The sequence below is a fragment of the uncultured Fibrobacter sp. genome (genome assembly GCF_946062555.1).
Lineage (GTDB): Bacteria > Fibrobacterota > Fibrobacteria > Fibrobacterales > Fibrobacteraceae > Fibrobacter.
On sequence record NZ_CAMGVQ010000079.1, the window covers coordinates 1 to 13712 of the forward strand.

Annotated in this window: 13 protein-coding genes; 9 read left to right on the forward strand and 4 right to left on the reverse strand. The window is 51.2% G+C overall.

The window, feature by feature from the left end:
* Nucleotides 1–49: 49 nt before the first annotated feature.
* On the forward strand, nucleotides 50–1015 hold the full coding sequence (sstT, locus tag Q0P86_RS15295) for a serine/threonine transporter SstT (protein WP_295040670.1): 966 nt from the start codon (nucleotides 50–52) through the stop codon (nucleotides 1013–1015).
* A gap of 149 nt (nucleotides 1016–1164) precedes the next feature.
* On the opposite strand, the gene Q0P86_RS15300 is transcribed toward sstT, so the two are convergent.
* Together Q0P86_RS15300 and queF are read right to left on the reverse strand one after the other, a co-directional pair.
* Nucleotides 1165–1875 carry a queuosine precursor transporter gene (locus Q0P86_RS15300; RefSeq protein ID WP_290991898.1) on the reverse strand — a complete coding sequence of 237 codons (711 nt, stop codon included), beginning with the start codon at nucleotides 1873–1875 and terminating at the stop codon, nucleotides 1165–1167.
* 151 nt (nucleotides 1876–2026) lie between these two features.
* Nucleotides 2027–2503: a preQ(1) synthase gene (queF, locus tag Q0P86_RS15305; RefSeq protein WP_290991895.1), complete on the reverse strand. Its 477-nt coding sequence runs from the start codon at nucleotides 2501–2503 to the stop codon at nucleotides 2027–2029.
* Nucleotides 2504–2828: 325 nt separating this feature from the next.
* Between queF and Q0P86_RS15310 the strand changes: the two genes are divergently transcribed.
* The 4 genes from Q0P86_RS15310 to Q0P86_RS15325 all read left to right on the forward strand — a co-directional run bounded on the left by Q0P86_RS15310 (nucleotide 2829) and on the right by Q0P86_RS15325 (nucleotide 8369).
* Nucleotides 2829–5231, forward strand: coding sequence for a Tex family protein (locus tag Q0P86_RS15310; RefSeq protein ID WP_294983794.1), 2403 nt, complete (start codon nucleotides 2829–2831; stop codon nucleotides 5229–5231).
* A gap of 404 nt (nucleotides 5232–5635) precedes the next feature.
* Nucleotides 5636–5902, forward strand: a complete 267-nt coding sequence (locus Q0P86_RS15315) for a hypothetical protein (protein ID WP_294113971.1) — start codon at nucleotides 5636–5638, stop codon at nucleotides 5900–5902.
* A 143-nt stretch (nucleotides 5903–6045) separates the two neighbouring features.
* Nucleotides 6046–6888 carry a TIGR02147 family protein gene (locus tag Q0P86_RS15320; RefSeq protein ID WP_295040659.1) on the forward strand — a complete coding sequence of 281 codons (843 nt, stop codon included), beginning with the start codon at nucleotides 6046–6048 and terminating at the stop codon, nucleotides 6886–6888.
* The gene (locus tag Q0P86_RS15325) at nucleotides 6888–8369 is read left to right on the forward strand and encodes a LamG domain-containing protein (protein ID WP_295040661.1); all 1482 of its coding nucleotides are present in this window, start codon (nucleotides 6888–6890) and stop codon (nucleotides 8367–8369) included. Before Q0P86_RS15320 ends, Q0P86_RS15325 begins: the two co-directional genes overlap by 1 nt.
* A 266-nt stretch (nucleotides 8370–8635) precedes the next feature.
* Here the strand turns inward: Q0P86_RS15325 and Q0P86_RS15330 are convergent, their stop codons facing one another.
* Nucleotides 8636–8833 carry a ferredoxin gene (locus tag Q0P86_RS15330; protein ID WP_073187634.1) on the reverse strand — a complete coding sequence of 66 codons (198 nt, stop codon included), beginning with the start codon at nucleotides 8831–8833 and terminating at the stop codon, nucleotides 8636–8638.
* A gap of 202 nt (nucleotides 8834–9035) precedes the next feature.
* Here Q0P86_RS15330 and argB point away from each other — a divergent pair, with 202 nt between their 5' ends.
* The 4 genes from argB (at nucleotide 9036) to Q0P86_RS15350 (ending at nucleotide 12952) form a co-directional block, all read left to right on the forward strand.
* A complete protein-coding gene (gene argB / locus Q0P86_RS15335; RefSeq protein WP_295040664.1) occupies nucleotides 9036–9812 on the forward strand; it encodes an acetylglutamate kinase in 777 nt (258 codons plus the stop codon).
* Nucleotides 9793–10998, forward strand: a complete 1206-nt coding sequence (locus tag Q0P86_RS15340; RefSeq protein ID WP_295040666.1) for an acetylornithine/succinylornithine family transaminase — start codon at nucleotides 9793–9795, stop codon at nucleotides 10996–10998. The genes argB and Q0P86_RS15340 overlap by 20 nt, the downstream gene beginning before the upstream one ends.
* A gap of 150 nt (nucleotides 10999–11148) precedes the next feature.
* Nucleotides 11149–11961, forward strand: coding sequence for a PD-(D/E)XK nuclease family transposase (locus Q0P86_RS15345; protein WP_291024249.1), 813 nt, complete (start codon nucleotides 11149–11151; stop codon nucleotides 11959–11961).
* A 472-nt stretch (nucleotides 11962–12433) separates the two neighbouring features.
* Nucleotides 12434–12952, forward strand: a complete 519-nt coding sequence (locus tag Q0P86_RS15350) for a type IV pilin protein (protein WP_294986828.1) — start codon at nucleotides 12434–12436, stop codon at nucleotides 12950–12952.
* Nucleotides 12953–13181: 229 nt separating this feature from the next.
* Here the strand turns inward: Q0P86_RS15350 and Q0P86_RS15355 are convergent, their stop codons facing one another.
* Nucleotides 13182–13532, reverse strand: a complete 351-nt coding sequence (locus tag Q0P86_RS15355) for a hypothetical protein (protein ID WP_295040668.1) — start codon at nucleotides 13530–13532, stop codon at nucleotides 13182–13184.
* Between the last annotated feature and the right edge of the window lie 180 nt (nucleotides 13533–13712).

Sequence of the window (13712 nt, forward strand, 5' to 3'; positions counted from 1 at the left end):
CATCCGCATACGACATACAAAACCCTGCACTTTCAGTGCAGGGTAGTTTATTTTCCCGCAGAAATTGGACCTTGCGAATGCCTTTGGTGCATCTGCGGCTCCATCCGATATTTCCGAGGTCATGCATAATTTGCTGATCCATGCGGTATCGAACCCGTTTGCTGCAATTGTCGAGGCCAACTATATCGGTATTCTGGTCTGGTCCGCCTGTTTGGGATTTGCAATCAAGAAAATTGCCAGTGAAACAACCCTGAGCGTCTTGAAGGACTTGACTGCGTCGGTAACGCTGGTGGTGCGCTGGATTATCAATCTCGCTCCGATAGGCATCATGGGTGTCGTGTTCACTTCTGTTTCTACAAACGGCATCGGAATCTTCAAGACGTATGGTTCGCTAATCTTGATTCTTGTCGTGACGATGTTTTTTATGGCGTTTGTTGTTGTTCCTGCGATTGTGGGCGTTATGCTTCGCCGCGACCCCTATCCGCTGGTGTTGAAGTGTTTCAAGAGTAGCGCCGTGACAGCCTTCTTTACCCGCAGCTCCGCGGCGAACATTCCGGTAAACATGACCCTTTGTAAAAAGCTGGGACTGGATAGCGAGTTCTATTCGGTATCGATTCCTCTGGGTGCGACCATCAATATGAGTGGCGCTGCAATTACCATTACGGTGATGACGCTTGCGACGGTGCATACGCTCGGAATTCCGGTGACCATGTCTTCTGCCTTGGCGGTGTGCTTCCTTGCAACCTTGGGCGCTTGCGGTACGAGTGGTGTCGCCGGCGGCTCGTTGCTTCTGATTCCGCTAGCCTGTACGCCTTTTGGAATTTCTTCGGAAGTGGCCATGCAGGTGGTGGCCGTAGGCTTTATCATCGGTGTTGTCCAGGATAGCCTCGAAACGGCCTTGAATTCTTCGACCGATGCCATCTTTACGGCGACCGCCGAATACCGGGCCTGGCAAAAACAGGGAAAACCCTTGCCCAAGGAATTCTTCCGCGAACACGGAACCGAAGAACATTGAACCGAAAAAAAGTCGAAAAAACGGAATGAGGAATTTTTATCCTCATTTTTTTATTTTATCCTAAATTTCAAACTCCGAACTCTGAAATCCGAAATCTGAAATCCGAACTCTGAAATCCGAAATCTGAAATCTGAATTCTGAACTCCGAATTAGTCCTTCAGTAATTCCGGATGTTTCTCGGAGATTCGCCGTGCGAGGTACACGAACGGGGTGTCCATCAGCGATGTCACGATGAAGATTCCGTAACCGAAAATTAGGATTTCACCGATCGTATTCCACGGGAAAACTCCAGCGAAGGCGAGCAGGTTGAATACGACCACGTTGATCAGCTGGCTCACCAGCGTAGAGCCGTTGTTGCGGAGCCACAGGAATTTTTTCTTACAGCCGAACTTCTTTTCGGTCCATTTCCATACGGCGTGGTAGGCCCATACGTCATATAGCTCGCAGACGGCGTAGGCGAACAAGCTTGCGAGCATCACGCGCGGGGTGTTGGCGAACACGGTGCGGATGGGTTCTGCCATGGTGTCGCCAGCGGCCGGAATGTACAGAAACCAACTCTGTGAAATCAGGATGAAGGTCACGTTCGCGAGAATGCCGATTTTCACGCAGCGGCTCGCTTCTTTCTTGCCGTAGATTTCGCTCATGATGTCAGTCGCCAAGAACGAAGAGGCAAAAATCACGTTGCCGAGCGTGGTGTCGAGCCCAAAAGCATGCACCAGAATCAAGACTTCGATGTTGGCGGCAATGGTGCAAACCACGGTCCAGGCGAAAATGCCCTGCTTGCCGAAGAAACGGAAAAAGCCGACGAGTCCGCCAAAGAACACGAAGATGGAGGCGATAAGGATGATTTCGTTCTGCATAGGTAGTTGGAAGTAGACTGTAGGAAGTGGTTGGTAAACAGTGGTTGGTGGTTAGGGAAATAGACGAGAGAGGAAAAAAAATGTCATTCGCAGGCGCATGACTCGTCGGCTCATCGCTCAGTGCTCGTGCCTCGAGCCTCGAGCCTCGCTCCTATTTCCTCCTGTCGATTGCGGCAAACAGGCGGGTCTTGGCGAGCGCCTCGAATTCGGTGCCCGGCTTGCCGTAGTTGGCGAAGGGGTAGAGCGAAATACCGCCGCGGGGCATAAAGAGCCCTTCGACTTCGATGTACTTGGGCTCCAAGAGCTTTACCAAGTCTTTCATGATGATGTTCACGCAGTCTTCGTGGAAGTCTCCGTGATTGCGGAAACTGAACATGTACAGCTTGAGCGACTTGGATTCTACCAGGTACTGGTCCGGAATGTAGTTGATCTTGATTTCGGCAAAGTCCGGCTGTCCGGTTTTGGGACACAGGCTCGTGAATTCCGGGCAGTTGAAGGTGACCATGTAGTCGTTTCCCGGATGCTTGTTCGGGAATTTTTCGAGGACTTCGGGACTGTAGGTGGTCTTGTACTGGGTCTTGTTGTTGCCGAGCAACGTGACGCCTTCGAGTTCAGCTTCTGAACGCATAAAGTCTCCTAGTTTTGTTTAAAGTCAGGATGGGTTTCGAACTGACCGACCCAAAGATAGAAAAATATTCAATAATCCAAAGGTTTGCAGTGCGAGTCGTAAGTTGTTGAGAACCCGTGAGTTAGCCGAAAGCTACAATAAACTTACAGAAAAACGCCGTGTTTTGACACCCGGCTGTCATTTGAATTATCTATATTCCCCTTACCTTTGGAAAATTCCCGGGGTACCTCGCACTGCGGTGCTGGGTTGAACTTAGGGCCGCACGTCATGCATGAAACCAGGACGGCAGGACCCTCGAACCGAACATAAAAAACGGAACTACATTATGGATTTTTCTGCAATTATTGCCGAAGAGCTTAACCTTGAAGTATGGCGCGTCGCCAAGGCGCTCGAGCTGATGGACCAGGGTGGTACTATCCCCTTTATCGCCCGCTACCGTAAGGACCAGACGGGCACGTTGAACGAAATCGAGCTGCGCGATATCAGCCACCGCCGCGATTACCTGCAAGAACTTGTGGACCGCAAAGAAACCGTGCTCAAGAGTATCGAAGAACAGGGCAAGCTGACTCCCGAACTCAAGGCCCAGATCGAAGCCTGTAAGGACAAGACCCTCCTCGAAGATATTTACGCTCCGTACAAGCCCAAGAAGCGCACCCGCGCCACCATCGCGAAGGAACTGGGCCTGGAGCCCTTGGCCCGCCTGATGTGGGCTCAGGAAGAAACCGGCAACACCGCCGAGCAGATTGCGCTGATTTACCTGTCCGAAGAAAAGGGCCTTGCCGACCCGAAGGCCGCCCTCAAGGGTGCCGCCGACATTCTGGCCGAAGAAGTGGCCGACAATACCGAATTCCGTCAGTACCTGCGTAACAAGATGGAAAAGACCGGTGTCATGATTTCGAAGGTCAAGAAGGATTTCGAAGGTCAGGAAACCAAGTTCAAGGATTACTACGACTTTAGCGAACCGGTATCGAAGATTCCGAGCCACCGTATGCTCGCGCTGCGCCGTGGCGAAAAGGAAAAGGTGCTCCGCCTTTCGATCGAAGTGCCGAACGAAGAAATGATCGGTTACCTCAAGCAGCAGATTATCAAGGGCAACACCACCTGGACTCCTTACCTGGAAGCCATGTGCCAGGATGCCTGGGAACGCCTGCTCCAGCCGAGCATGGAAAGCGAAGTGCGCCTGATGCTCAAGGACGCTGCCGAAGAAGAAGCCTTCAAGGTGTTCAGCAAGAACCTGCAAGATGTGTTGCTCGCAGCACCTGCCGGCCACAAGGCCGTGCTCGCCCTCGACCCGGGTTTCCGTACGGGGTGCAAGGTGGCCGTGCTCGACGAAAACGGCAAGTTCATGGACCACGGTATTATCAAACCGCACGAACCGTGGAACGACAAGGCCGGTGCCGCCGTGTACCTGATGGGCCTTATCGACAAGTACAAGATTGACTTGATTGCAATCGGTAACGGTACCGCTAGCCGCGAGACGGACGCCTTCTGCGCCGAAATGTCCGCCAAGTTCAAGGGCAAGGTTCCGCCGCGCGTAATCGTGAGCGAAGCAGGTGCTTCTGTTTACAGCGCAAGCATGATTGCTATCCAGGAATTCCCGAAGGAAGATGTGACGACCCGTGGCGCCATCTCCATTGGCCGCCGTTTGCAGGACCCGCTGGCCGAATTGGTGAAGGTGGACCCGCAGTCCATTGGCGTGGGCCAGTACCAGCACGACGTGAACCAGCGCGAACTCAAGAAACGCCTGGACGAAGTGGTGGAAAGCTGCGTGAACATGGTCGGTGTAGACGTGAACAGCGCTTCTGCTCCGCTGCTTTCTCACGTGGCAGGCCTTAGCAATACTTTGTCCGAAGCCATCGTGAAATACCGCGAAGAAAACGGTGCCTACGCTAGCCGCGAAGCCTTGAAGAACGTGAAGGGCTTCGGCCCGAAGGCCTTTGAACAGGCTGCCGGCTTTATGCGCATTCCTGGTGCCGAAAACCCGCTGGACGATTCCGCCGTTCACCCCGAAAACTACGCTCTCGTCGAAAAGATGGCTGAGAAGGCAGGCGTCTCTGTGAAGGACATGGTGGGTAACGCCGAAGCCGTGAAGGCAATCAACCTCGAAGAATTTCTCTCCGACGAAGTGGGTAAGGCGACCTTGGACGATATCGTCAAGGAACTCCAGAAGCCGAGCCGCGACCCGCGTAAGGAATTCCGCTACGCCAAGTTCGACGACAAGATTCGCACGATTCAGGACCTGATTACGGGTAGCTGGATGGAAGGTGTCGTGACCAACGTGGCAAACTTCGGTGCATTCGTGGATATCGGCGTTCACCAGGACGGCCTCGTGCACGTTTCTGAAATCAGCGACAAGTTCGTGGAAGACGCCAAGACGGTGCTTACCGTGGGTGACATCGTGAAGGTGCGCGTCGTGGCAGTTGACGTGGGCCAGAAGCGCATTAGCCTTTCGATGAAGCAGGAATCTACCGACGGTGTTGCCGGTGCCGGTGCGAATGGCCCGCGTGGCCAGCGTGCAGGTGGTAACCGCGGCGGATTCGGTGGCCACGGCCGCGACGGTGGTCGCGGCAATGCCCGCCCGCAGGGCGGCATCCAGGGCCATGCAACGCTTGCGGACCTCAAGGCAAAAATCGCCGGCAAGGACCGCCCCGGTGCAGCTCCGAAAAAAGCCGCTGCCATGCCCGGCAAGATGAGCGCCCTCCTTAAGAACTTCAAAAAAGGCATGTAAGGCGAGAGTCGCGGCAGCCATGCTTGCATGAGCTGCCATGACCGAACCGTAATCCTTGCACTGCATCGCAGTGCAAAGGAATGTAGGTAATACCTAACTAATACCTACTCCAAAAAGACTGAGCCTGCATTTTAGATGCGGGCTTTTTCTGTATGGTTGTAAAATTTTGTTCAAGATGGTGCCCAGAGGCCCGAAAAAAGCGTGTATAGTATATGGAGTGACTTTTTTTAGCCCCTTCACAAAAATATTGACAAATTGTATTACAAATTATAAATTTAATGTGAAAATGAAGAATTCTGGGTAGTTGTTTTAGAAAAAGACCTTTATGCTGTTGTTACGGTTCGTAGAGCTCATAAAGATGAGGAAGTTCTATGGAAAAATTTAAAATAGCTCAAAATCCTATAATGACTGAGGATGAAGTTCTTGAATATGCCGGTAATATGGCCGACGAGTTCCGTGAAGGGCTTGCTGATGGTTCTACTATCGTGTCGGATGGTCCTTGGGAAGAAACCGTCAAGGCAATCAAGGAACGCCGTAAACGCAACGAGACCAGAATGGCGTCTTTCCGTTTGCCCGTTTGGATAATCGAAGGCCTCAGGCGCAATGCCGCGAAGGGCGATGTCAAGTACAGTGAATATGTAATCGAAACGTTGGCAAGAGCGGCTGTGTAAACATTTCTTGTAATTGGAAAGCGGGGTCAACAGCTCCGCTTTTTGTGATTTCCGTCAAAAATCGCCCCTAAAGGATCGTTTGGAGTGTGTAAAAATTTTCTCGGGCTATTGCTTAGTGTGTAAAAATTATTTATTTTAAAAACATGTGTATTGCGCTAGAGCATCTGTTTGACTACGACGACTTCCGCAAGTTTCTCCAGGATTACTTTGAGGAACAGAAAAAGACGCGCGCCGTCTTTTCGCATCGCTTCTTTGCAGCGAAGGCGGGATTCAGCAGTTCCTCGTACTGCCTGAACGTTATCCGCGGGCGCTTCAACTTGACGCCCAAATCCATCGAGAAGATTGCGAAGGCTATGGATTTCGAGCCGCTCCAGAAGGCGTACTTCGAGGCGCTTGTGCAGTACAACCAGGCCCAACAGGTGGTCGAGCGTGAAAGCGCTTGGGAACAGATTGTCCAGATTCGCAAGCAAATCGAATTTACGCATGTAACGACTCGTGAACAGGCTTACTTTAGTAAGTGGTACTATCCGGTCATCCGTGAAATGGCGGTAAATGCCGACTGGCACGACGACTACATGGTGCTCGCCCGTATGCTGACGCCGCAGATTACCACCGAAGAAGCCCGCGAGGCCGTCAAGAATTTACTTGAGTGGAACTTGCTGAAAAAAGTAGGGGACCGCTACGAGGCGACATCGCAGATGCTCGATGCCGCCGAAATTCCGCCGATTGCGCTGCGGCAAATTCGCCGCGAATACATTCAGCATGCTATCGGCGCCGTTGAATCGATGCCGAAGAATGAACGCTTCGCCGCGTTCACGACGCTTGCCATGAGTGAACGCTCCTACAAATACGCTGTCGAGGTGCTTGAGGAGGCGCGCAAGAAAATAATCGCGAAAGCCGCTAACGACCCGGACGTGGAACGCGTCTACGAGATGATGCTGGTGGCTTTCCCGATGAGCAAGAAGATTGAAAAGGGGGCAAAGTGATGGTTAGTTTGTTAAAAAATGCCTCTGGCGTTATTTCTTTGAAGAATTTGTTGGGCTGTGCAGCCGTCTCCTTGTTTACCCTGGGCGTGGTAGCCTGTTCCAAGAGCGACGAGACTGCCGGCGGTGTCACCGATATCGGAAACTCCGTGGCTAGCGGCTTCGTGGTGACCGAGGGCAACCTGCCTGTGGCTCATGCCCGCGTGGTGGCCTACTACGATAACTGGGACAAGACTTCTATCGAAGACTCTGTCGTAGTTGTCGCCGATGACAACGGAAAATTTGAGCTGAAATTCGACAGCACCCGCTCTGTGGTGCTCTATGCCGAAACTGGTTCTGAATCCGGGCTTTCGCGTATCCAGGATTCGGGCAGCTCGCTTGTGGTGGTGGGGCACCCTCGCAGACTTGAAAGTAGTGTTGCCAAGGCCAGCTCCGGTTATATGCGCATTGTGGGCAGCAATGCCGTTGCGTCTGTGGGAGCAGACGGTTCCTTTGCTTTTGACTCCATGCCCGTAGGCAAAATTTTACTTGCGTATGTGGCTGAAGTTCCGCAGGCCCGTTTCGATTTCATGACGACCATTGTTGGCGACACCGTCAAGATCCCGCCCCTTGAAAAACTGAGCCAAAACAACGGCTGGCTTACAGTCTCGGATTACCGTTACTACAACAATGCCGCCTATGCGGGAATTATGGTGAACGTCCCCGAAGGAATCACGGTCCCGCAGGTTGAAATTCTGCCGCAAGATACCACCGAAAAAGATACATCCGTCAAAGATACAACGGCCAAGGATTCGAGTGACATCGTCAAGGACACGACCGCAAGGGATACGAGCGAAGCTGTCGCCATTTCTTATGCGCTTCACCTAGATGGCAGCGATAGCTTGGCCAAGGTCTACAATAGCGACGGGACGGAAGCCGATCCGGATAACATCGATTATGTAGATGGTATTTCGGGCGAGGGAGTCTCGCTGAAGGTCGGACAACATATTGGTTTGGGCTATGTCGACCCGAGTGCCGGTGACTTTACCGTGTCGCTGTGGACGGTTTGGAATGGGTTCCGCGAAGGAAGCTTCTACCAGATTCTTTTCGCACAGAGGTCCAATTGGGCTGAATCCTTTGCTAGAATCCAATTGCAGTACGACTTTGCGGTAGGAGCCTTTGCTGCGGTGAGCGAAGCTATTAGTCCGACAGGGCTTGTCTGGCTTAGCGAACCGGGTAGAGTGCGGCCCTTGAATGAATGGGCGAACATTACACTCGTGTATGAAGACGGCAAGCTGTTCTTTTATGTGAATGGAGAACTTGTAAGTGATGAAAATGGTGTGCCGTTTACACTCAAGGATTTCTTGGACCCCGTGCCGTTCCGCATTGGCGGTACCGAAATCGCGAATGACACTTGGAACGGCGTTATCGACGAAGTGACCATCGAGTCGACCGCCCGCAGCGCCGAATGGGTCAAAGCCCAGTACGAAGCCCTAGCGAAGTAATCTGAATTGTCTTCCCGGCCTTAGACCGGTTAGTGGGCACTTGCAATTTATTGCTTATGTGCCCACAATCCTCGGAACGGGGAGACCTCCTTTTACGCTTAAAAAAATTGTCTTCCCGGCCTTGTGCCGGGACCTCCTTTTACGCTAAAAAAAATGTCTTCCCGGCCTTGTGCCGGGACCTCCTTTTACGCTTAAAAAAATAGCCTTGTCCGAAGACAAGGCTTTAAGGTTTTGAGTTCGTTACTGACGCCTAGCGCCCCTAATGATTACTCGTACTTGATCACGCCGGCCGGGCAGCTGTCGGCAGCGTCCTTGATTTCGCTTTCGTAAGCGGAATAGTCGACGCCTTCCTTCACCTGCATTTTTTCGGGAACGCTGAACACTGCGTCGCAAGTAGCTTCGCAAGCGCCGCAGGAGACGCATTCGTCATTGGATTCGTCCAGCCATACTTTCGTGATTGCCATAATATACCTCTTTGTGTCTTAGGTTGAATTTATATATGCAATATAACAAAATCTAGTTCTGTAAAAAAAGGAAAAGTTGAAAAATTACAAAAAACATTCAAAAAGGGATAATGAGGGCTTTTCCCTGTCTACTTCCTACTGCCTACTGTCTACTTTTCTAAATTTGTCTCCGTAAAAATAAAACGAGAGGAACTCGCTCACGATGAAAAAAGTGGTTGTAAAAATTGGTGGCAGCCTGGCAATCGACGAAGCCAAGCTGGCTGATTTTGTGTCGGCAGTCTCTACCCTCCCCGGTAGTGGCTGTCAGGTGGCCGTGGTTCACGGCGGTGGCAAGGACATCAACGAAAACATTGCCTTGCTCAAGGAACAACCCACATTCATCGACGGCCTCCGAGTCACGACCCCCGGCATCATGAAGATGGTCGAGATGACCCTCTCGGGCCACGTGAACAAGAAGCTTGTGCGCATGCTCCTGAACAACGGCTGTGGCGCCGTCGGTATTTCGGGCGTAGACGCGAACCTGTTCCAGGTGGTCAAGAAGCAGGGCAAGGTAGACCTTGGCCTGGTGGGCGAAATCAAGAAGGTGAACCCGGACGTCGTGACCGCGCTCTGGGGTGCGGGGTTTGTTCCCGTGGTAAGCCCGATTTCTATCGGTGACGGCATGAGCTGGAATGTGAATGCCGACACGGCTGCAAGCGAACTGGCTGTGGCGCTCGAGGCCGACCAGTTCGTGCTGGTGAGCGACGTGCCGGGCGTGATGGACGAAAACAAGAATGTGATTCCCGAACTGAGCGAAGCGGACGCCGAAAAGCTGATTGAGGCTGGCGTCATCTCCGGCGGTATGATTCCCAAAGTCCGCGAGAGTTTCAAGTCGATCCGACGAGGACTCAAGAGCATCCACATCGTGGGTTGGAAGGACGCGGAACATTTTGGCAAACAAATTAATGGAGATTTAAACTATGGCACAATCTTGCGCTAACCTGCTCGAACAGGACAAACAAATTATCGCGCCGCTCTACGGCAAGGCAGACATCAACTTTGTGGAAGGCGTTGGCTCTTACCTCTATGACGACCAGGGCAACAAGTACCTGGACTTCGTGGCGGGTATCGCCGTGAACGCGCTCGGTCACCAGAACCAGGCGATTAAGGATGCGGTTGTGGAACAGATGAACCACTTCAACCACATCAGCAACCTCTACCCGAACTGCCCGCAGATTGATCTCGGCAAGGCCCTCCTTGAAATCACCAAGTTCGACAAGGCCTTCTTCTGCAACTCCGGTACCGAAGCCAACGAAGGCGCTATCAAGTTCGCGCGTAAGTACTTCGCTCGGAAGGGCGAAAAGAATCGTCAGAAAATCGTGACGTTCGTGAACAGCTTCCACGGCCGTACATTCGCTGCTCTTTCTGCGACAGGTCAGCCGGCTATCAGGGAAGGCTTCGGCTCTATGCCGGGTGACTTTGTTCATGTGACTTGGAATGACTGCGCAGCCTTGAAGGCCGAGGTGGATGGCGATACCTGTGCCATCATGCTGGAATCGCTGGCTGCCGAAGGCGGCGTGATGACTCTCTCTGCCGAAATGGTGGCGACCATCAACAGCCTGCAGAAGGAATACGGCTGCCTTGTGATCGTTGACGAAGTGCAGGCAGGCGTAGGCAGGCTCGGTACTTTCCTCGGTTTCGAAAAGTACGGCCTGAATCCGGACCTCGTAACGCTTGCCAAGGGAATCGGCGGCGGTCTCCCGCTGGGTGCGGTGCTCCTGCGCCAGAAGATTGCCGACCAGCTCAAGGCCGGCGACCACGGTACCACTTTTGGCGGCAACCCGATTGCATGCGCCGCAGGTCTCGCTGTCGTGAAGCAGATCCCGGACTTGCTCCAGAATGTCGCTGAACGTTCCGCCCAGCTGAAGGCCGGTTTGACGAGCCTTGTGGAAAAGTACAGCTTCGCCAAAGAAATCCGCGGTGAAGGCTTGATTCTCGGTGTGGCTCTCGACGAATCCATGCCGGTGGGCAACATCATCGCCGCCGCCCGCGCAGAAAAGCTCATGGTGCTTAGCGCCAAGGGCAACGTGCTGCGTATGCTCCCGCCGCTTAACGTGTCTGCCGCGGAATGCGACGAAGCCCTCGCAAAGCTCGGCCGCGCATTTGCCGCTGCCGCCGCGAAGTAATAGTTGAACATTAGTTTTTCTTGCAGCCCGGCTCACGCCGGGCTTTTTCATTTTTTACAAAGTTTTTACAAAAAAAATGGCATTGGGCGGCCGAAACAAACGTGTTAAGTAATAGGGGCCTCCCCAAATTAAACACGAAAGGGAATATTCATGAATATTAAGTCTTTTGATGACCTTGACATTACCAACCCAATTATGTTCGGGCTTGTGTTCAGCAACAAGCACATTGCTCAGCCATTCATTGAGCACTTGCTGGATATCAAAATCGATCACCTGGAAACGCCAATTCCGGAGGCCGTTTTGAGCTACGACGCGGAACACAAGGGCGTTCGCTACGATGTATTCGCGCGGGAAACTAACGAAAACGGAGAAACTATTCGCTCTTTTGATTTGGAAATGCAGATGGTTGACACCAAGGAACTCCCGCAGCGTGCCAGGTACTACCAGAGTGTGGGCGACGGAGTCGCCCTTTCGAAGGGGGAGTATTACACCAGCCTCAAGGAACAATATGTCATTTTCTTGTGCCCTATGGACATTTTTGGACGCGGACTTCCTTGTTATCATTTCGAAAATAGGGCGAAGGAGGATCCGAACATTACTTTGGACGACCGCACTTTCAAAAATTTTTATATCTTTAAGAAGTACGAGGAATTTACGGATCCGGTTGTCAAGGCATATATGAAATACTTTGCGACCAGGAATGCGGACTCCCGTGAAACAAAAACCATCAACGACCAGGTGTCTTTTTACAAGGCCGACACTCTCATAAGGAACAAGTATATGACTTACGAATATGACCTTCATGAAAGCAAGGAAGAAGGCCGCGCCGAAGAACGTCGCGCAATGGCTGTAGTTATGCTTGCAGATGGTGAACCTATTGAGAAAATCGTCAAGTATTCGCGTCTTTCCAAAGAGGAAGTGCTCAAATTGCGTGAATCTGGTCTGGAAGCGGGTGCTAAGTAGTCTTTGCGTCCTAAAAACAACCAATGAAGGCTCGGCTTTTGCCGGGCTTTTTGCTGTTTTTGGGTGCCGCCACCCCCGATCCTCGGCATCAAATCTTACGGTTCTGTTACGAAAATGCTTGCTGATTGTTGCGAAAATGACGGAATTATTCCAAGTTGGAATACTTTTTTTGAAAAAAGTTCCCCATTCGCCCGAAAATTTTGTATATATACACCATCGAAATCTGTCTCGAAATGTGGCGAATTTCAACCAAAAACGGCAAATCTCGGTGCCGTGCGTTCAGAACAAAATAATTTTTTGAGACAAAAACGTGACGAAACCGAGAAAAAAGTTTGACAAAAATGCAAAAAATTTTGACAAACCTATTGCTTTTGGGAAAAAATGATTGTATATTAGAGACATAAACGAGTTGAACACCACTTACGGGACTAAAACTCAAACAAGTGTGTAACAAAACAACAAGGAGTACACTATGAAAAAGCAAGGTTTTACCCTTATCGAATTGATGGTCGTGATCGTGATCATGGGCATCCTGGCCGCCGTCGCAGTACCGAAACTGTTCGGCATGATCGCTAAGTCCAAGGCTTCCGAAGTCGGCCCCGCCGCTGGAACCTACGTGAAGTTGCAGGATGCTCATGCAGCAGAAACAGGTGCTGTTGGTACTTGGGCAGCAATTGGCTATATTGCTCCGGGTACCAAGACAAACTCTGAAAGCTATTCCACTACCGTATTTGATTATACCAACTCTTTCACTGGAGCAAATAACAATACGACTATGGTTGGCGCACTCAGTGCAGCAACAGAAGGCTGGAGAGCCACGACTAAAACCGCTTTGAACGATTGCAAAATCGCCAGCTACTGGTGGATTAAGTTCAATAAGACTGGTGACGGCGCTTCGGTTTCCTATGAAGCAGACGTTACAACGAGCGGTACTGCAAAGACCGATTGCACGTCTTTGACTGCAAACTTCACGAATATTGGTCATAACTAACCTTTAAAAGGTTGTTTAATCTGAAGGCTTCCAGATTCTGGGAGCCTTTCTTGTATAAAGAAAACTTCCGGCTACGTCGGAACGATTTTTTATTTCTATACGTGCGTGTACCTGCATGCCGCCAGTATTGCGTGTTACACCCGAGTATGAATAATTGCTGACAAGCTACTTTTTACAAAAAGAGCCCTCCTAAGGAGGGCTCTTTTTGTTTTAGCAAATATTTAAGCGATTACTTGCCGATATTTTCAAAATTGGGGGTAAGAGCCTTGCAATCTCCATTGGTGGTGGCCACTGCTGCGGTGAAAGTGGCCTCGCCGGAAGCGGAGCCCGATGTGCCAGCAGCGACAGAAACAGTCCAGTTTTTACCTTGTGCGCAATCATTGAGTTTGGTAATGTTGCTTGCACCCCAAGCGTCCTCCATACCGCTTGCAAGTTCTACAGTGTTATTTTTCCATCCTGTGGTCGGCTGGGAATAAGTGAAGTTTGATGTTGTACCGTTTGTTCCTGGAGCGGCATAACCAATCTGAGACCAGTCACCGATGTTTGCTGCTTCTGACACGTAAGCCTGCTGCAACTTCACGTAGTATACGGGGAAATTAAACGTCTTTTACCCTACTCGTGTAGGATTTTCTGTGCTCGGTATTAGAGATGGAACTTGGTTGTTTATAGACTAATCGTACTTTGGGCTAAAATAAAGTGGTCGGGTTTTTCCGACAGGAAAAACCGGTTTCTTAATTGAACTTTTTTCCTTATGCGGCCG

Bases quoted from the DNA above. Each gene is read 5' to 3' on its own strand.
- Q0P86_RS15325 (WP_295040661.1), top strand. From the start codon at position 6,888: ATGGTTAGTTTGTTAAAAAATGCCTCTGGCGTTATTTCTTTGAAGAAT.
- Q0P86_RS15300 (WP_290991898.1), bottom strand. From the start codon at position 1,875: ATGCAGAACGAAATCATCCTTATCGCCTCCATCTTCGTGTTCTTTGGC.
- Q0P86_RS15310 (WP_294983794.1), top strand. From the start codon at position 2,829: ATGGATTTTTCTGCAATTATTGCCGAAGAGCTTAACCTTGAAGTATGG.
- Q0P86_RS15330 (WP_073187634.1), bottom strand. From the start codon at position 8,833: ATGGCAATCACGAAAGTATGGCTGGACGAATCCAATGACGAATGCGTC.
- Q0P86_RS15345 (WP_291024249.1), top strand. From the start codon at position 11,149: ATGAATATTAAGTCTTTTGATGACCTTGACATTACCAACCCAATTATG.
- Q0P86_RS15350 (WP_294986828.1), top strand. From the start codon at position 12,434: ATGAAAAAGCAAGGTTTTACCCTTATCGAATTGATGGTCGTGATCGTG.
- argB (WP_295040664.1), top strand. From the start codon at position 9,036: ATGAAAAAAGTGGTTGTAAAAATTGGTGGCAGCCTGGCAATCGACGAA.
- Q0P86_RS15320 (WP_295040659.1), top strand. From the start codon at position 6,046: ATGTGTATTGCGCTAGAGCATCTGTTTGACTACGACGACTTCCGCAAG.
- Q0P86_RS15315 (WP_294113971.1), top strand. From the start codon at position 5,636: ATGACTGAGGATGAAGTTCTTGAATATGCCGGTAATATGGCCGACGAG.
- queF (WP_290991895.1), bottom strand. From the start codon at position 2,503: ATGCGTTCAGAAGCTGAACTCGAAGGCGTCACGTTGCTCGGCAACAAC.
- Q0P86_RS15340 (WP_295040666.1), top strand. From the start codon at position 9,793: ATGGCACAATCTTGCGCTAACCTGCTCGAACAGGACAAACAAATTATC.